This is a genomic window from Bacillus sp. PK6-025 (genome assembly GCF_056530265.1).
On record NZ_CP096509.1, the window covers coordinates 986,336 to 1,003,318 of the forward strand.

Genomic DNA, 16,983 nt, shown 5'->3' on the forward strand with positions numbered 1-16,983 from the left:
TTCTGACATGAAAATTTATGTTGTTTACGACAGTGAAGGCGAGCATACGAAAAAGCTGGCTGAAGCCATTGCGGAAGGCGCAGGGGAACATGAGGCTGCAGACGTGCTGATCGATCATGTCAGCCAGGCGGATATTAGAAAGCTCGAAGAAATGGATGCTATCATCTGGGGCTGCCCAGGTCATTTCGGTACAATCAGCTCCGGATTAAAAACTTGGATCGACAGGCTGGGCTACCTTTGGGCGGAAGGGAAGCTGATCAATAAGATCGGCGCAGTCTTCTGCACAACAGCGACAACTCACGGCGGTCTTGAGGCGACAATGCTCAACTTAATAACACCGATGCTTCATCAAGGCATGATGGTCGTCGGCTTGCCTGGAAATGTACCTGAAAATGCTTTATACGGGTCTTATTACGGTGCAGGCATCACGTGTCCTGTCGACAGTGACGAACTGATCGGCGAAGAAGGCCTGGAGCTGGGCCGGGCTTTAGGCAGACGCGTCGCCCAAGTGACAGACCGCTTTACAGCAGGACAGTGAGGAGCGATTTGACATGACCATTATATTGACCATCATCGCTGCTGTCCTCGTCATTATCGGTCTGGTGGTATTTAATGTGCGGTCGGCGTCTTCACAGGATAAACTCGAACATGAGGATCACGCGGCAGCTGAAGCTGGCATTCCTCATGTTCAGGAAGAAGAAGCGCCTGAGCAAGTTGAAGCCGATCAGCAAGATCCGTTCGAAATGAATGATCAAACCTATCGGGCGATTCTGCAAAAACTTCAACATCCAAAAGAGGAAAAAAACCATTCCGAGAAAACGGAAATGGACGATATGGATTACCGAAAAGCATTAAAATCCATGAAAAAGCGGGAACAGGATTAAAGGCAAATTCGCTGGGAACCAGCGGGTTTGCTTTTTTTTTTTGCATTTTTTTGTAATATTTGATTGCGATTTTTACTGTATCGGTGTACTATTGATGTAGTACACCGATACAGTGACTAGAGGAGGATATGTTTTGCGGTCTTTCAGCGGTTTATTTAAAAAAGATTTTCTCATGGCAAGGTTTTGGTTTTTGGTTTGGATGCTGTGCATGATTTGTGCGATTATTGCAAGCTTTTGGTTTGCTCATTATACAGGCGAATCAATGGCTCTTTTTGGGGCGCTAGTGACCATTTTATTATTTCATAGTCTGTTTTGTCCTTTAATGATCCTAGCTCAGCTCCGTCTGGAAGGGAAGACGCAGCTTTGGTTATATAATCCGAACAACAGTGCGTTATTGCTGGTGTCAAAGCTTGCTTCAGCTGCCGTATACCAATTGATTTCCCACGCTGTTTTATTCATTTTCGGGCTGGTTGTCAGAAGCGTTCTGCTCTCCAGCAGCGCCGGTCTGTTTTCCGTGTCAGATTTGCTTCTCGTCAATATCGCTGTCTTTTTAGGCTCCATCAGTTTTTCCACATGGGTGATGTTTCTGTGGACGGTATATGAAGCGCTCAGAAAATATCCGGCTATCAAAAAAATCCGCTGGATCATTCCCTTGCTAATCTACAGTGCTTACGGATTAATCGAGGCGCTGTTCATCGAGAGCGGCTTATTCCAGGAATTGCAGAAATTGTGGAGCATTTCTTTAAAGGCTGAATTCAAACTTCATTACGAACATTCAGGATGGACTGTTACATTTTCTCAAGTTGATTTGCCGGGTGTTCTCCTGGTGTATTACACAGTCTTAGGCGTCTGTCTCTTCTATCTCTCCTGCAAATTACTGAACAGAAGAGTTGAGGTGTAAAAGAATGGCAAATGAATTTTCTGCTTCAAAGCCGATCTATAGGCAAATAGCCGAACAGCTCTTTAAAAAAATGATTCGCGGAGAGATCAAGCCGGGAGAAAAATTGCCTTCGGTCCGTGAGCTGGCTGTTCAGACACAGGTAAATCCGAATACAATCCAAAGAACCTACAATGAAATGGAAAGGATGGGCGTGGTGGAGACCAGAAGGGGACAGGGCACCTTTGTTGTTGAACATACGGAAGTCATCGATGATTTAAAGCGGGAGATGAGGACGGAAGTTATCGGGCAATTTGTCCAGAGCATGGAAGAGCTTGGCTTGTCTAAACAAGACATGTTGTTGGAACTTGACCGTTTTCTTCAGAAAGGAGATCCCAAATGAAGATTGAGCTGAAAAATGTCACGAAGAAGTTTGGCAAAGAGTATGCGCTCAAAGAGGCCGATCTGTCACTTTCTCCCGGGAAAATTTACGGGTTGACAGGACCGAACGGCAGCGGCAAATCTACGATCTTGAAGCTGATCACAGGGCTCTCGTTTCCGGATTCGGGCTCGGTGCTGATCGGAGGGCGGCCGGCAGCCAGAAAGGAGACGAAGAACATCGCCTATTTAACAGAGCTCGATATGTTCTACGATCCATTTCGGGTCAAGGATATGATTCACTTTTATGAAACCCAGTTTTCCGATTTCCGTATAAATAAAGCGTGGGATCTGTTAAAGGACATGAAAATCGACGGGGATAAAAAAATCGGCAAGCTTTCCAAAGGCAACCGGGGCAGGCTGAAGCTCGCGCTCACATTGGCGCGCGATGCAGCAGTCGTGCTGCTTGATGAGCCGTTTTCCGGTCTTGATCCGATGGTGAGAGAATCGATCGTCAAAAGCCTTCTTACATATTTGGAGCTTGATAAGCAGACAATCGTCATCGCCACCCATGAGATTCATGAAATTGAACAAATTTTGGATGAGGTCGTTGTCGTCTTAAATGGCCGAATTGAAGAAAAAAAGGATGTCGAACAGCTGCGCGAGGAATCCGGAATGTCGCTTTTGGAATGGCTGAAACGGTTTATTGAAGAAAAAAATTGAAAAGGCTGGAGGAGAAACAGTGGAAACACTTTTGGAATTAAAAAATGTATCAAAAACGATCAGGGGGAAAAAGATTATCGACGGCTTGAGCTTTGACGTGCGGGCAGGCGAAATATTCGGCTTCCTGGGTCCGAACGGCGCCGGAAAAACGACGACGATCCGGATGATTGTCGGGCATATGAACATCACCGCCGGTGAAATCGCCGTGTGCGGCGTCAGCGTAAAAGAAAATTTTGAAAAGGCCGCGCGGCATATCGGAGCGATCGTTGAAAATCCGGAACTGTATAAATTTTTAACGGGCTATCAAAACCTTCAGCAATACGCGCGCATGACGAAAGGCGTGACGAAACAGAAAATTGACGAAATCGTCGAGCTTGTCGGATTGAAAAACAGGATCAATGATAAGGTCAAAACGTATTCTTTAGGAATGAGACAAAGGCTTGGCCTGGCCCAAAGCCTTTTGCACGATCCGAAGCTCTTGATTCTCGATGAGCCGACGAACGGGCTTGATCCGGCCGGTATCCGGGAAATTCGCGATCATTTAAGAAAGCTGACGAGAGAAAGAGGTATGGCGGTCATCGTTTCAAGCCACCTGCTTTCAGAAATGGAGCTGATGTGCGACAGGATCGCCATTATCCAGAACGGAAAGCTCCGGGATATTCAGCATGTGCACGGACCCGCTCAGGATGAAAAGAAGCGCTATTATATTCAAGCGGATGACAATCAGGCTCTGATGCGGGAAGCGGCTGCCTTCAAAAAGATGAAGGTTGACGAAGCGGATGGCGGGATAGAGCTCAGCCTTCAAAAGGATGAAGTGCCTGATTTGATCAAACACTTGTCAGACAACGGTGTCCGCCTATATGAAGTGAAGGCTGTGAACAAATCGCTGGAAGACCGGTTCCTGGAAATCACCGCAGAGAAGGAGGAAGCTCAGCATGTTTAATCTCATCGTAAATGAATGGATCAAAATTTTTAATCGAAAAGGCACATATGTCATGATTGCGATTTTGCTGTTATCTGCCATCGGGCTGGGCGTTCTCACAAAGACGATCGGAGAGACAGACCAAAACCCGGACTGGAAAAAAGAATTGATGCAGGAAAATAAAGATATGAAAGAACAACTTAAAGGGGTCAATAATCCGGCACTTGAAAAAAGCTATGAACGGTTGACCGCCATTAATGAGTATCGAATCAAGCACGATTTGCCGGAAGACGGGGACTATTCGGCCCTGTCGTTCATCAGCGACGCGAGCAGCACCATTCCTCTCCTCGGTCTGTTTGTGATCACGGTGGCTGCGGGAATCGTTGCGAATGAATTCAACTGGGGAACGGTGAAGCTGCTTGTCATCAGGCCGATCAGCCGCTTTAAAATTTTGCTGGCAAAATATTTTACAGTTCTGCTTTTTGCATTGGCTTTGCTTTTCATTCTGTTCGCAAGCGCGGGTATCACAGGCATTGCTTTATTCGGGGCAGGCGACGGCAGCCAGGTTCACTTGGCGTACGCCGATGGAACAGTTGAAGAAAAAAGCCTGCTGCTGCACTTGGCCGGCAGCTATTTGCTGAATTCAATCTCGCTTTTGATGATGGCGACAATGGCCTTTATGATTTCAGCTGTTTTCAGAAACAGCTCGCTTGCCGTAGGTATTTCAATTTTCCTTTTGGCAATGGGCGGAACGGTGACAAACTTGCTCGCAACGAAATTTGATTGGGTGAAATACATCTTATTTGCCAACACTGATCTCACTCAATACTTTGACGGATCTCCGCTTGTTTCAGACATGACGCTGGGATTCTCGATTGTGGTGCTGGCTGTCTATTTTATCGTTTTTCATGTGCTCGCCTTTGGTGCATTCACAAAAAGAGACATCGCTTCATAAGCGGTTTTCGCAAAAAAAGCCTGACGCCGGTTTTCCGGGCGTCAGGCTTTTTTTAAATATAAAAAGACTGCTGACATTCGGTCAGCAGTCCTGTATGAAGATCAGCGGTTCACAGCTTACGCTTTTGTTACGTTAGCAGCTTGTGGTCCGCGGTTTCCTTCAACGATTTCGAAAGATACAGATTGGCCTTCTTCCAAAGTTTTGAAGCCTTCGCCTTGAATAGCAGAGAAATGAACGAATACATCGTCTTGTCCTTCAACTTCGATGAATCCGAAACCTTTTTCAGAGTTAAACCATTTTACTTTACCTTCTAGCATGAAATTTCCTCCTAAAGCGATAACGCTTAAATTCACTATTCTTGCTCTAAAACAAACTTCCAAGACGAAAACTCTTACAAAACTTTCTTCTTAAAGATAGTTCGAACAAAAATAATTACCTTTACTTTACCAGTGTTTAAGCGAAATTACAACTGCTAAACACAATTTTTTTAAAAAAAGTGAAATTTAATAATCAGGGCGAAAAATAAAGCATTAAAAAGCGGGTTTTTGAAATTTTCACAATTCTGATTGACAACATTTCAAAGAAGCTGTAAAGTTAGGTAAAACTTCATGCATCAACACTTCTTATTCAGAGAGGCGGAGGGAATTGGCCCTATGAAGCCTCGGCAGCGGGTTCTGCATACAGCAGAATACTGTGCCACATCCAACAAGCCGTACGGGCTTGGAAGATAAGAAGAGAGCGGACCACTCTATTTACTTCGTGTCGTCTAAGGCTTCTTCTTATTTTTTAAGAGGGAGCCTTTTTTGTTAGCCAAAAAGAGGAGGAAGATCATCATGATTACATTTGAAGGCGTTGAAAAGGTCTATGAAAGCGGCGGACAGAAGGTTCATGCGCTCAATGGAATCGACCTTCATGTAGATAAAGGGGAAATATACGGCGTCATCGGATTCAGCGGCGCAGGGAAAAGCACGCTGATCCGCTGTGTGAACTTCCTTGAAAAACCGACGGCCGGAAAGGTATTCGTCGGCGGAAGAGACTTGATGTCTCTGTCGAAAGCTGAGATTCGAGCTGTTAAAAGGAAGATCGGCATGGTATTTCAGCATTTTAACCTGTTAAATTCAAAGACGATTTTCGCTAATGTCGCTGAGCCGCTCGCGCTTGTCAAAACACCGAAAGCCGAAATCAAGCAAAAAGTGACGGAACTGCTCCATTTTGTCGGACTTGAGGATAAAGCCCGCGATTATCCGGATCAGCTGTCGGGCGGCCAAAAGCAGCGCGTCGGCATTGCCCGGGCGCTGGCGACAAATCCGGAGGTTCTGCTCTGTGATGAAGCGACATCCGCGCTTGACCCGCAGACGACCGGCGATATTTTGAAGCTGCTGAAGCGCGTCAACGAACAATATAACATCACGATTTTGTTGATCACTCATGAAATGAATGTGGCAAAAGAAATCTGCGACAAAGTCGCGGTCATTGAAAAAGGAAGGATCATTGAATCAGGCAGCGTGTTTGACGTGTTTTCCGCGCCGGAAACCGAAACGGCCAAAAGCTTTGTCAAATCAGCCATCGACCACGAGATACCTGAATCGATTCAAAAATTAAATGTGAAGCATCTCTACCAGCTTCAATTTGTCGGCGAATCTTCCGGGAAGCCATTTCTTTCGCAAGTGGCAAAGCGGTTTGACGTAGAAGTCAACATTCTGCACGGAACGATTACAGAGCTTCAGGGAATTCCGTTTGGCAGTATGACGGTTGAACTGCAGGGGGAAGACGGTGAAATCGGGCGGGCGCTCGAATATATCCGCAGAGAAAACATTCGCATCAGGGAGGTATAAGCATGCTTGTTACATATGACCAAATCATTGACGCACTGGTTCAGACGATTCAAATGACGGTTTTCTCGCTTTTATTTTCAAGCGTGATCGGCATTCCGCTCGGCATTTTGCTGGTTGTCACAAGGAAGGGGCATCTGCTTGAAAATCCGGCAGTTTTTACGGTTGTCAATATGATCATTAACATTTTCCGTTCCGTTCCGTTTATCATCTTGATGGTTGCTTTAATTCCGGTGACAAGGCTGATTGTGGGGACGTCCATCGGCACATCGGCAGCGATTGTTCCCCTGACTTTTTATGCGGGGCCTTACATCGCAAGGCTCGTCGAGAACTCTCTGCTTGAAGTCGATCCGGGAGTCATTGAAGCCGCTGAAGCAATGGGAGCGACTCCGCGGCAGATCATCTTCCGGTTTCTGATTCCGGAAGCGCTCGGTTCGCTTGTGCTGAGTTTTACGGTGGCAACGGTCGGATTGGTCGGAGCGTCGGCGATGGCTGGTGCGATAGGCGCCGGCGGTCTTGGGGATTTGGCGATCACATACGGCTACCAAAGGTTTGACACGCTGACGATGATCATCACGGTTGCAATTCTCGTCATCGTTGTGCAGGGATTGCAGACATCCGGAAACGTTCTGTCCAAAAAATTGAGAAGAAGATAAACAGAGAGGGAGACAGCTATGATGAAAAAGTTCACATTTGTTATCATTTTACTGCTGCTTGCGGGAGTGATCGCGGGGTGTGCGGCAGACTCTGATGCGAAAACCATTAAAATCGGCATCAGCGGAACGGATACAAGAATCTGGGACTTTGTGAAGAAAAAAGCCGAGAAAGAAGGCTTAAAGCTTGAAATCGTCAAATATTCTGATTATGTTCAGCCGAACCAGGCTTTGGCGGGCGGTGACATTGACGCCAATGCATTTCAGACGATATCTTACTTTAATGCATTCAAAAAGGAACGCAATCTTGAACTATCGCCGATCGGCACAACGATCATCGCTCCGATGGGCATTTATTCCGAGAAGTATGATTCGCCTGACGATATACCAAACGGCGCGGAAATCGCTGTTCCGAGCGAAGCGACGAACATGGGCAGAGCCTTGCTCCTGTTGGAGTCCGCCGGCCTGCTTCAATTAAAGGACGGATTTGACGGAAACGGAACGCTTGATGCGATTAAAGAAAATCCTAAAAAACTCAAAATCACAACGGTGGCCGCAGAGCAAACGCCGCGCGTGCTTCCCGACGTCGCTGCATCTGTTATCAACAACGGCATAGCGGTTGACGCCGGCTTCCATCCTGTCAAAGATTCGATTAAACTGGAAGACGAAACAGCGACACCGTACATCAACATTATTGCGGCCAGAACAGAAGACCGGGACCGTGAAGATTTGAAAAAGATCGTTGAGCTGTACCAATCAGACGATACCGCTGAATTGATCAAAAAAGAGTTTGACGGTGCACAGCTGCCGACTTTTGTTCCACTGAAAGACATCGGCGAATAAAATGTCAGTCGCGCAATTGATTCCCGGGTCATATATTGAAATACATCGATAATTCCTACTTGACCAATCAGGTTTGTTGTACTATAGTTTTTAAATGTAAAAAATTCTGGGGGTGCTTTTGTTACCATGACATTATTTGTTGTTATTAATATTATCGTCATGCTCGGCCTGATGGCGCTCCTTTATATGATGCAAAAAAAACATGTTTCGTTTTCTAAGCGGGTATTTACCGCTCTGGGAATCGGCATTGTTTTTGGATTCGCTTTGCATTTTATATATGGTTCGTCTTCAGAAACGATTACGCAGACATCTGATTGGTTTAATATTGCAGGCGGCGGCTATGTGAAGCTTTTGCAGATGATCGTTATGCCGCTTGTATTCATCTCGATTTTGGGTGCTTTTACAAAGCTTAAACTGACGCACAATATCGGAAAAATCAGCGGATTGATCATCGGCCTCTTGATCGCGACGACAGCTGTCGCTGCTGCGGTGGGAATCGCGTCCGCACTTGCTTTCGACCTGCAGGCTGTCCATGTGGATCAAGGCCAGGCAGAGTCAATGAGAGGGGCGGAACTCGAACAGAAATCGCAGGACATGGAAGCCAAAACACTTCCACAGCAAATTGTCGAGCTTCTTCCGGGGAATCCGTTTTTAGATTTTACGGGAGCAAGACCGACATCAACGATCGCCGTTGTTATTTTTGCGGCTTTCCTTGGAATCGCGTATCTCGGGGTCAATCGAAAACAGCCTGAACAAGCTGAGCTTTTCAAAAAGATGGTTGATGCCGTGTATGCGATCATTATGCGTGTAGTGACGTTGATTCTGAGGCTGACGCCTTACGGTGTATTGGCGATCATGACAAAAACGATTGCAACGAGCGATCTCGACAGCATTGCCAAGCTCGGCAAATTTGTCATCGCTTCATATGTGGCGCTGATCGTCATGTTCATCATTCACCTGCTGCTCATTACATTCAGCGGTTTAAATCCTGTCACATATTTGAAAAAGGCGTTTCCGGTCCTTGTATTTGCGTTTACATCTAGATCAAGCGCAGGCGCTTTGCCGCTGAACATTAAAACGCAGCGCAGCCTCGGTGTTCCCGAAGGCATTGCAAACTTTGCCGGTTCCTTCGGACTGTCCATCGGACAAAACGGATGTGCCGGAATTTACCCTGCAATGCTCGCGATCATGATTGCGCCGACGGTCGGACAAAATCCGCTTGAGCCGTCATTTTTGTTCACGGTTATCGCTGTTGTTGCGATCAGCTCTTTCGGAGTGGCAGGCGTCGGCGGAGGTGCGACATTTGCAGCGCTTCTCGTCCTTTCGGCGTTAAATATGCCCGTAGCGCTTGCTGGACTGCTGATTTCGGTTGAGCCGCTCATCGACATGGGGCGTACGGCTCTTAATGTCAGCGGCAGCATGACGTCAGGACTTGTCACAAGCAAAGCAACAAATGAACTTGAAAAAGACACGTACCAAGACCGTACTAATATCATTGAAGCAGAAGTGTAAAAGAAGAACGGCCCGCACAGCTTGATTGCTCGTGCGGGCCGTTTTTTATGAATAGTTTTGGTCGTTATCGAACATCGTCTGGTTTGCAGTCTGATCGTTCATGACATTAACCGGGGCAGTCATATGGCTTGATTGATGCTGGTCGTTTGCCGTATGGCCTGACTGGCGATGTTCCTGTGACTGTCCTCCGGAATTGAAAGCCTGTTTGATCATGTCAGCCGGATTCATCATCATCTGGTTTCGGCCGTTACCTTGCTGTCGACCTCCCATGCCCTTCGCGAACATGCCTGTCAATCTTTTGCGGATTTCGGGAGAAAAAGCCGCGGTCAATGCAGCTGATCCTAAAACCAATACAGCGGGATGGATGCCTGATCTTCTTCTAAACAAAGGGTCAACCTCCTTTTTACGTATACCATCCCCAGTCCTGATCGGTTTTATTCTTCAAGTTGTGCCGCGAGATATAAGCGGTTACTTTCGAAAAATTCGAAAATTTTATGGTAGGCTTTTATTTTATTTTCTGTTTTAGAAAAACCGTGCCCTTCATTTTCCAAAACAAGATACTCAATATTCCGCCCCCTTGCTTTTAACCGATCGACGACCTGATCGGACTCTTCCTTTACGACGCGGGGATCGTTTGCGCCTTGGATGATCAGCATCGGCTGAGTCATATTCTCCAGGTATGTAACAGGAGAATCGGCTTTCAGTTTTTCATAATCCCGCTCAGGCTTGCCGACCCATTTTTCCATCATCGGCTGCCAGAAATCCGGTACGGATTCGACAAACGAAAACAGATTGCTGACTCCGCATATATCGACGACGGCGCGGAAATACTCTGGATGCCTTCCGTGAAGCAATAGCGACATATACCCTCCGTAGCTGCCCCCCATTAAAAAAAGTTTTTCGCGGTCCGCAAGCTTTTGATCGATAAGCCAGTCGATGCCTGCAGTCATATCGAGGCGCGGTCCGTCTCCCCAATCTTGTTCAACCATTTTAAAGAAGGAATAGCCGTAATTCGCTGATCCCCTGAAATTAGGGGCGAATAAACTGGTAGCCCATTTTCGCAGCGAGTTGAAAGAGATCATAGAACATAAAGGTTTCTGCATCTTGCGGTCCGCCGTGCGGCCAAATAATCGTCCAGCCGTTCGCTTCTTCCGGGTCCGGCTTAAACAGCAGCCCTTCTATAGCGAGACCGTCAAAAGAAGGATATGTCACAACCTCCGGATATGACAGCTCCTGTTCGGAGAAACCCGGAACCGAATGTTTCGTTAATTGCCGCCATTTCGTCTGTCCTTTCGTTAATACATAGAGATTAGCCGGCCTGGTCGGCGTTGAGCCGAGAATGTACAGCGTGCCCGAAGAGGCGCAGTGTATTTTCGAAATGGATGTGCAAGGGCAGTCCACCTCCCGGCTTCCTCCTGTTGCTGTGTTGTACTCATACATCACCTCTTTGACGCCTTTTTTTCCAATCAGATAAAGGAAAGTTCCGCTCGGATCAGCGTGGATGGCTGTTAAATCAGTTTTGTCAATCGAAAGCACCGGCGCAAAAATACCGGATGAAACGTTGTACAAGGCAAGGTATGAAAACTCGGCTTCGTAGTTTGTCGTGACGAATAACCGATCATCAGATGCAAAGCGGGAAGAATAAACCATATGAGGCAGCGTCTCATCGGGGACGATTCCTGTCGTCACACCTTCAGCGGTATGGATCATGCAGACATTGTGGCTGTTGACATAGTAGACATGGATGCTGACGGCTTTCTCGCCCGGGCTTACATCAGCCAGTATTGAAGTTCCGTCTTTTCCTTCAAAAATAAGCTCTTCTTTTTCAGCGAGACAATCGTATCTGTATGTATTTAAAAATGTCGGATTGTCCTTTGTGGAGGAGTAGTAAACGGCGTTTTGGACAGGGATGGGCTCGAAGTGGCGGTCCGTTTGATTTCCGTTTAATGAATGGAACGACCCGTTTTTTGACGAAAGCTTGTACAGTCCGCTTTGTTCGTTTCCGTCATGGTCAAAACCGGCATACAGAATAGAGCCGTCGGGATTGTAGGCGATTCCTTTTGCATCCTAATTCAAGAATGACAGCTGGTACGGGTATGCATCGGGAAGATCCATCGCCCACAGGTTTGATGTTCCGTTGAGATTTGTATCAAAAACAAGCTGCGTCTCATTGGAATGTACCGCAAAGTCTTTAATTCGCAGCACATGCAAAATGCTTTTTGCTTTTTCCATTTTATATACATCTCCGGATTTATTTGGGTATTTTTACATTCAATAAGATCATAACAAAAGTCGCGTATAAAAAATATGCTTTAGACAAATAAATAACACGAAAAAGAAAAACCTATACGTCAATCATTAAAGGAGGCAATTTTAATGTTTAGTATGAAAAAAGGCGCGATTGTTGCTTTGCTCCTTCCGTTTTTGTTCACAGCCGGATGCGGCATGGCAAACCAGGGGGCGGATAACAACCGTCGCAACCAGGACAATGCGCTTCAAAATGTAACAAACAGAGATAACGACCGCACGAATGTCAATGACGGCAGAAACGTCAACGACCAAATGAATGTGACAGACAACCGCGATGCCAACCGGGATAATAATAATATGGAAGTGGCGGATAAAGCCGCAGACAAAGTGACGGAACTGAAAGAAGTCAGAAGTGCAAACGTCATTACGACAAACCGCAACGCTTATGTAGCGGTCGTTTTGAAAGGCAATCCGAAAGGCGACGTAACGAATGAGTTGAAAGGGAAAATCTCGAAAAAGGTTAAAGAAGCAGACAATAACATCAACAATGTATTCGTTTCGGCAAATCCTGATTTTGTTGACCGGATGAGAAATTATGGCGACAGAATCCAAAATGGCGAACCGATCGAGGGCATGTTTGAAGAATTCGGTGAAACGATCAACAGAATTTTCCCGAATCAAAGATAATGAAAAGCCGCAATGAGCGGCTTTTTTTGTTGGCTGCTTTTCATACAGGCCACTTCCTGAACCTTCCCGCATAGTGTGTAGTACAGTGAAGCACATTGCGGATGGAGGGATGACATGTGACGGGAGAGATGAAAGCAGCCTTTATTTTAATTATGGCGGGCACTCTATCCGCTCTGTTATTGGCTGTTTTTGTCGTGTTCAGCCAAGAGAGCCCAGAGGCGGCTGTTTTTTCGGGGAAAAAAGAAAAACTGAAAGAATCGCTGGAAATGGTTAAATATGAAAGTGTCAGCATTTATTACGCTGAAGAAGATAGGACGATTCTGGAGCTGACAAAGGAGACGCTTCAGGAAGCAGCTGACATGAATCGAGAACTGTTTGCGAGTCCTCTTCAAGACAGCGTTGATTTGATCTTTTTTTCAAACCGCGATGATATGGAGTCATTTTCAAAATTAAAGGATATCACCGGATTTTACTCAAATGATATGCGGATGATCGGGCTGTTGCTCGAGGAGAAAAAGCATCTGAATAGCGGCGAGGGATTCGCCGTCTTCCTGTACAAACGGGTGCTGATACATGAGTATACCCATTATGCTTTTCACGTCAAGCTGAGAGAACTGAATGCCGACCCGGCAGCTTATCCGCTTTGGTTTCACGAGGGAGTGGCGGAATGGGTTTCTGCGCATGACGCCGTAGAAATCCGGACTTTGCCGTCAGCCGTTCCTTTAAGCAAGCTGAAGACCGACCGGCAGTGGCAAAAAGCACGCATTGGATATGAAACCGATATTTATTTGCAAAGTTATTATTTGATCGAAGAGCTCGCGGAGAAAAAAGGAAGGGGTATCATCCTCGACATGATAGAGGAAACGGCTGCTCGGGGAAGTTTTGAAGACGGATTTAAGGCCGCCGTCGGTCAGTCTTTACCGGGCTTTGAAAAAGAATTCAAACGGAAATATGAAGCGAAAAAAACGGCATGGAACGTTTCTCTTCCGTGCCGTTTTCATTATCAATGAATAGGTCTCTGCTGCCCGTTCGGAGGCATTTGCGGCTGACCTTGCACCGGAGCGAATGCTGAAGTCATCTTCTGCATGTCTTGCGGTGCAAGCTGAGGAACTTGATAGTACCCGTGTTTGTTCTGATAAAGGAAAATTTCATAAGCCATTTCGATATAGTGAGGAATCTGGTCTGCGAGAACCCTTCTGCAGACAGGGTTTGTCACTTCGGGAGCCGCCATGGCCAATGCCGAACAATTGGTTTTCATCAAGCCGAGCATAAAGCTGCTGATACAGGCGTCATCAATCGCCTGCACGGATTGCTTCGGCTGTTTTGGCTGGGCATCTTTTAACCCGTAGACAAATTGGCGATCCTCTTTCATCATATATGTTGCCGTTTCCTGGCTCGGCTTTTGCCCCGTTCTGAAACATTCTGTTGTGATGTTGTACTGAGACGAAATAAACCGGTGCTGCCTGTCCAAAATATCGAGCAGCTCCGGATCTTTGACATGCTCTCTGAACATCATATATTGCTCAAGAACGCCGATCATACCGGACAACACTTCATGCATGTCAAACACTTCGTGGCCCCCGTGATTCATATGCTGCATTCCTTCATTGCCTTGATTGATTTGCATTTGCGGCTGGTTTTGCTGTTCCACTCTAACGTATCCTCCTTAAATGTAATTCAACTATTATATTTCGTTTTTGCCGTCATGTTTATTCAAAAAAGGAATAATCGATAAACTGGATTTAAAGGGATTTTATTCTAACCGTCGAATAGTTTAGTTCAGAGAAAATATTATGGGGGTCTTGTGTTCAAAGACAATATATCATCTCATTGGTCGAAAGTGGAAATGAGGTCATTTTGGCGTCAAACTGAAAAAAACTGAGGATCAGGAGAGGAAATTCTGGCCGGTTTTGAGATCCCTCGTACCTTTGTAAACGGAGCACATATCTGCCGGGCGATGATGAAATGTTCATGCATGCTTCCGGCAGTTAAAGGAATTCGGTGAGTGGATGGATGTCTGATATCCAAAAAAACAAATAAGCCAAAACAGGTCGGATTCAAATAAAGGCTGCCGGAAGAAGAATAAAAGACGGATGTCGGTCTTGTGTTCATGCACTTTTGTTTAAATATGGACTGAAAAACAATCGATTTGCAATGCCCGGGTGGATATCGGCATGAAGAACTTTGGCATTTAAAGAAGGTGCCTGCAAACTTTTTATTGCCCCTGCGCGATCTGTAAAGGATTCTCCCTCCGTAAATGATTTCAGCTGCCAATCATCATGAAAATGCAAAAAAGGTGTTTTCCTTTTTGATTTTGCACTTAGAAAAGGAGGAGTTTTGTAATGCTGGGCTCAAGTGAGACGGTTGGAAAAATGTCAGGTTTATTTGGTAATGATTCTGTGTATCCGAAGGTGCAAACAGAAGTATATAAAAAAATCAATGAACTGAGTGGTTTTCATAGGCTGGATGATATTTATCTTTCCTTGATCGACCAGTATATGTTTCCTTGTCTGATCCTGAATGACCGGGGAGAAATTGTCGCGTCCTCAGAAAGTGCCGATCAATATTTGAAAAGTTCAAAAGGCAACATTCATCAAGCTTTTCCCGCGAGCTTATCCGTGCAGGTCAATGCCGCTTTACAACGGGCAAAAAAAGAGAAAAAAGTGTCGTTTAAAAACGTTCCGATTTATTTAAGCGGAGAACTATCCTTTGTTCATTTGACATTAAAAAGTTTCTTCCGCCAGTATCACAAGCTTTATGTACTGTTTATCGAAAAAGCAAAAGAAGAGGCTGCCCGCGCGCCGGTATCCGGCGGAGAGGACGGCCAGCTTCATCTCCAACATCTGTACCGGACGGTAAAAGAGCTCGAAGCGTCCAACGACGCTTTGGTGTCCGCCAATCAAAAGCTTCAGGAAGAAAACAAAAAATTAACAGCGCTAAACAGGGCGTTTGAAAAGAAAGTGAATGAGCTGAACACCCTTAAAAATGATCTGAACAATCTGCTGACGAGCACGAACATCGCCGCCGTTTTTTTGGATCAGGAATTGAAATTGAAATTATTTACGCCAGAAGCCGCCAATATGTTCGACCTGAAAAAGGATGACCTTTCAAGGCCTGCCGATAAGCTGACAGAGAGGTTCAACTATGAGGAGTATGCCGATGACTTAAAGCGGACGCTTTATGAAAACAAGACGGTCGTAAAAGAGTTCGAAATGCCAAACGGCGGCTGGTATGCCGTGAAAATGATGCCTTATTATGCGTCGGGGAAAAAGATTGAAGGCATTGTTGTCACGTTCACGAATGTCACTGAACTGAAAAAGACAAACGAGGCCCTGCACATCAGCTCACAGGCTATTGATCAAAGTCCGGCCAACATATTGCTCACTTCGGTCGACGGTTCGGTTACTTATGCAAACAAACGCTTCTGCCGGATGCTCAGAAAACAACAAGATGACATCATCGGCAGGGATGTATTTGACATTTACCGCAAGCATTTTCACTGTGATGATCTCCATCGCTACTGGAAGCACGTCCTTGATAAGAAACCATGGTCAGGGGATCTTCATTACCAGGATGGGGAGCGGCAGGACAGGTGGGAGCAAACCTCCCTTGTTCCTGTGGAGGACAGCGCAGGGAACGTGCATCAGGTGATGCTGATATCCGAGGACATTACAAACCAAAAGCGGTCTGAAAAAATGCTTATGAAATCGGAAATGCTGTCAGCGGTCGGGCAGCTCGCTGCCGGGATCGCTCATGAAATACGGAATCCCCTCACATCTCTGAAAGGGTTCCTCCAGCTGATGATCCAGTCTAAAAAATATCAAAAAGACTATGCGGAAGTGATGATGTCCGAATTCATCAGGCTTGAAGCGATTATCAACGAATTTCTCGTATTGGCCAAAACAAAATCGACTACATTTGATCCGGTTCAGGTCAACTCGATTGTTGAAGATGTCTGCATGGTATTGGAGTCGCAGGCCGTGCTGAACAATGTGCGGATCGAGAAACAGCTGAGCGGAGATCTCCCTGAGATTCTTGCTGTATCAAATGAACTGAAACAGGTTTTCCTCAACATATTAAAAAATGCGATCGAGGCGATGGAGGATGTTGAAGGCTTTATCACAATACGTTCCTACTTTGAAAAAGACAGCGTATTCATCACCTTTGAAGATCAGGGAAAGGGCATCTCAAAAGATGTGCTTGAAAAGCTTGGGGAGCCATTTTATACAACGAAGGAAAAAGGAACCGGGCTCGGATTAATGGTTACATTTAAAATTATTGAAAATCACGGCGGAAGCATTCATTTTGAAAGCGAGGAAGGAAAAGGAACGACCGTAAAATTGAAGCTTCCGATTAAAGAATGAGAATGCGGTCATCCCTGTTCTCATTCTTTTTTGAAAATTTTACAAAAAAATTATATGTTCTTTATCATCATCAGATAAACTTGACAGGAAGCAAAAAACGGGA

General features: G+C 45.7%; 20 protein-coding genes and 1 riboswitch. Of the genes, 14 read left to right on the forward strand and 6 right to left on the reverse strand.

What is annotated here, in order from left to right; all coding sequences use genetic code 11:
- Positions 1 to 7: 7 nt before the first annotated feature.
- From M1D67_RS04990 to M1D67_RS05020, 7 genes are all read left to right on the forward strand, one after another.
- Positions 8 to 538, forward strand: a complete 531-nt coding sequence (locus M1D67_RS04990) for an NAD(P)H-dependent oxidoreductase (RefSeq protein ID WP_020450678.1) — start codon at positions 8 to 10, stop codon at positions 536 to 538.
- 13 nt (positions 539 to 551) lie between these two features.
- Positions 552 to 884 (forward strand): hypothetical protein, encoded by a 333-nt coding sequence (locus M1D67_RS04995; RefSeq protein ID WP_479831639.1) that lies wholly within the window; start codon positions 552 to 554, stop codon positions 882 to 884.
- A 133-nt stretch (positions 885 to 1,017) separates the two neighbouring features.
- A complete protein-coding gene (locus tag M1D67_RS05000) occupies positions 1,018 to 1,785 on the forward strand; it encodes a hypothetical protein (RefSeq protein WP_051303785.1) in 768 nt (255 codons plus the stop codon).
- 4 nt (positions 1,786 to 1,789) lie between these two features.
- A complete protein-coding gene (locus M1D67_RS05005; protein ID WP_039072545.1) occupies positions 1,790 to 2,164 on the forward strand; it encodes a GntR family transcriptional regulator in 375 nt (124 codons plus the stop codon).
- Positions 2,161 to 2,862 carry an ABC transporter ATP-binding protein gene (locus tag M1D67_RS05010; protein WP_023856480.1) on the forward strand — a complete coding sequence of 234 codons (702 nt, stop codon included), beginning with the start codon at positions 2,161 to 2,163 and terminating at the stop codon, positions 2,860 to 2,862. The genes M1D67_RS05005 and M1D67_RS05010 overlap by 4 nt, the downstream gene beginning before the upstream one ends.
- A 19-nt stretch (positions 2,863 to 2,881) precedes the next feature.
- On the forward strand, positions 2,882 to 3,805 hold the full coding sequence (locus M1D67_RS05015; RefSeq protein ID WP_479831640.1) for an ABC transporter ATP-binding protein: 924 nt from the start codon (positions 2,882 to 2,884) through the stop codon (positions 3,803 to 3,805).
- A complete protein-coding gene (locus M1D67_RS05020) occupies positions 3,798 to 4,739 on the forward strand; it encodes an ABC transporter permease (protein ID WP_025811847.1) in 942 nt (313 codons plus the stop codon). The genes M1D67_RS05015 and M1D67_RS05020 overlap by 8 nt, the downstream gene beginning before the upstream one ends.
- 116 nt (positions 4,740 to 4,855) lie before the next feature.
- Here M1D67_RS05020 and cspB read toward each other — a convergent pair whose 3' ends face one another.
- Complete coding sequence (gene cspB / locus M1D67_RS05025) at positions 4,856 to 5,056, reverse strand: cold shock-like protein CspB (protein ID WP_003155376.1); 201 nt, start codon at positions 5,054 to 5,056, stop codon at positions 4,856 to 4,858.
- Positions 5,057 to 5,359: 303 nt separating this feature from the next.
- A riboswitch (SAM riboswitch) is annotated at positions 5,360 to 5,473 on the forward strand.
- Between the two features lie 99 nt (positions 5,474 to 5,572).
- Between cspB and M1D67_RS05030 the strand changes: the two genes are divergently transcribed.
- The 4 genes from M1D67_RS05030 (at position 5,573) to M1D67_RS05045 (ending at position 9,579) form a co-directional block, all read left to right on the forward strand.
- Positions 5,573 to 6,574: a methionine ABC transporter ATP-binding protein gene (locus tag M1D67_RS05030; protein ID WP_023856483.1), complete on the forward strand. Its 1,002-nt coding sequence runs from the start codon at positions 5,573 to 5,575 to the stop codon at positions 6,572 to 6,574.
- 2 nt (positions 6,575 to 6,576) lie between these two features.
- Positions 6,577 to 7,227, forward strand: coding sequence for a methionine ABC transporter permease (locus M1D67_RS05035; RefSeq protein ID WP_020450685.1), 651 nt, complete (start codon positions 6,577 to 6,579; stop codon positions 7,225 to 7,227).
- Between the two features lie 21 nt (positions 7,228 to 7,248).
- Positions 7,249 to 8,067 carry a MetQ/NlpA family ABC transporter substrate-binding protein gene (locus tag M1D67_RS05040; protein WP_101560630.1) on the forward strand — a complete coding sequence of 273 codons (819 nt, stop codon included), beginning with the start codon at positions 7,249 to 7,251 and terminating at the stop codon, positions 8,065 to 8,067.
- A gap of 126 nt (positions 8,068 to 8,193) precedes the next feature.
- Complete coding sequence (locus tag M1D67_RS05045) at positions 8,194 to 9,579, forward strand: L-cystine transporter (protein ID WP_020450687.1); 1,386 nt, start codon at positions 8,194 to 8,196, stop codon at positions 9,577 to 9,579.
- Positions 9,580 to 9,624: 45 nt separating this feature from the next.
- On the opposite strand, the gene M1D67_RS05050 is transcribed toward M1D67_RS05045, so the two are convergent.
- The 4 genes from M1D67_RS05050 to M1D67_RS05065 form a co-directional block, all read right to left on the reverse strand.
- Positions 9,625 to 9,966 (reverse strand): hypothetical protein, encoded by a 342-nt coding sequence (locus M1D67_RS05050; RefSeq protein WP_020450688.1) that lies wholly within the window; start codon positions 9,964 to 9,966, stop codon positions 9,625 to 9,627.
- A gap of 47 nt (positions 9,967 to 10,013) precedes the next feature.
- Positions 10,014 to 10,682, reverse strand: coding sequence for an alpha/beta hydrolase family protein (locus M1D67_RS05055; protein WP_230368360.1), 669 nt, complete (start codon positions 10,680 to 10,682; stop codon positions 10,014 to 10,016).
- Positions 10,609 to 11,268, reverse strand: a complete 660-nt coding sequence (locus M1D67_RS05060) for an alpha/beta hydrolase family protein (RefSeq protein ID WP_230368362.1) — start codon at positions 11,266 to 11,268, stop codon at positions 10,609 to 10,611. Before M1D67_RS05060 ends, M1D67_RS05055 begins: the two co-directional genes overlap by 74 nt.
- Positions 11,269 to 11,646: 378 nt before the next feature.
- On the reverse strand, positions 11,647 to 11,811 hold the full coding sequence (locus M1D67_RS05065) for a hypothetical protein (protein WP_479831641.1): 165 nt from the start codon (positions 11,809 to 11,811) through the stop codon (positions 11,647 to 11,649).
- Between the two features lie 144 nt (positions 11,812 to 11,955).
- Between M1D67_RS05065 and M1D67_RS05070 the strand changes: the two genes are divergently transcribed.
- Entirely contained in the window at positions 11,956 to 12,516 is a 561-nt protein-coding gene (locus tag M1D67_RS05070) for a YhcN/YlaJ family sporulation lipoprotein (RefSeq protein WP_025811842.1), read from the forward strand.
- Positions 12,517 to 12,632: 116 nt separating this feature from the next.
- Positions 12,633 to 13,526 carry a hypothetical protein gene (locus M1D67_RS05075; RefSeq protein WP_479831642.1) on the forward strand — a complete coding sequence of 298 codons (894 nt, stop codon included), beginning with the start codon at positions 12,633 to 12,635 and terminating at the stop codon, positions 13,524 to 13,526.
- Here the strand turns inward: M1D67_RS05075 and M1D67_RS05080 are convergent.
- Complete coding sequence (locus M1D67_RS05080) at positions 13,520 to 14,167, reverse strand: spore coat protein (RefSeq protein ID WP_020450692.1); 648 nt, start codon at positions 14,165 to 14,167, stop codon at positions 13,520 to 13,522. The genes M1D67_RS05075 and M1D67_RS05080 overlap by 7 nt on opposite strands.
- Positions 14,168 to 14,858: 691 nt before the next feature.
- On the opposite strand from M1D67_RS05080, the gene M1D67_RS05085 reads away from it, so the two are divergent.
- Positions 14,859 to 16,880, forward strand: coding sequence for an ATP-binding protein (locus M1D67_RS05085; protein WP_026580003.1), 2,022 nt, complete (start codon positions 14,859 to 14,861; stop codon positions 16,878 to 16,880).
- Positions 16,881 to 16,983: the final 103 nt, after the last annotated feature.

Bases quoted from the DNA above. Each gene is read 5' to 3' on its own strand.
- cspB (WP_003155376.1), bottom strand. From the start codon at position 5,056: ATGCTAGAAGGTAAAGTAAAATGGTTTAACTCTGAAAAAGGTTTCGGA.
- M1D67_RS04990 (WP_020450678.1), top strand. From the start codon at position 8: ATGAAAATTTATGTTGTTTACGACAGTGAAGGCGAGCATACGAAAAAG.
- M1D67_RS05085 (WP_026580003.1), top strand. From the start codon at position 14,859: ATGCTGGGCTCAAGTGAGACGGTTGGAAAAATGTCAGGTTTATTTGGT.
- M1D67_RS05010 (WP_023856480.1), top strand. From the start codon at position 2,161: ATGAAGATTGAGCTGAAAAATGTCACGAAGAAGTTTGGCAAAGAGTAT.
- M1D67_RS05055 (WP_230368360.1), bottom strand. From the start codon at position 10,682: ATGCAGAAACCTTTATGTTCTATGATCTCTTTCAACTCGCTGCGAAAA.
- M1D67_RS05070 (WP_025811842.1), top strand. From the start codon at position 11,956: ATGTTTAGTATGAAAAAAGGCGCGATTGTTGCTTTGCTCCTTCCGTTT.
- M1D67_RS05020 (WP_025811847.1), top strand. From the start codon at position 3,798: ATGTTTAATCTCATCGTAAATGAATGGATCAAAATTTTTAATCGAAAA.
- M1D67_RS05065 (WP_479831641.1), bottom strand. From the start codon at position 11,811: ATGGAAAAAGCAAAAAGCATTTTGCATGTGCTGCGAATTAAAGACTTT.
- M1D67_RS05005 (WP_039072545.1), top strand. From the start codon at position 1,790: ATGGCAAATGAATTTTCTGCTTCAAAGCCGATCTATAGGCAAATAGCC.
- M1D67_RS05035 (WP_020450685.1), top strand. From the start codon at position 6,577: ATGCTTGTTACATATGACCAAATCATTGACGCACTGGTTCAGACGATT.
- M1D67_RS04995 (WP_479831639.1), top strand. From the start codon at position 552: ATGACCATTATATTGACCATCATCGCTGCTGTCCTCGTCATTATCGGT.
- M1D67_RS05045 (WP_020450687.1), top strand. From the start codon at position 8,194: ATGACATTATTTGTTGTTATTAATATTATCGTCATGCTCGGCCTGATG.
- M1D67_RS05030 (WP_023856483.1), top strand. From the start codon at position 5,573: ATGATTACATTTGAAGGCGTTGAAAAGGTCTATGAAAGCGGCGGACAG.
- M1D67_RS05040 (WP_101560630.1), top strand. From the start codon at position 7,249: ATGAAAAAGTTCACATTTGTTATCATTTTACTGCTGCTTGCGGGAGTG.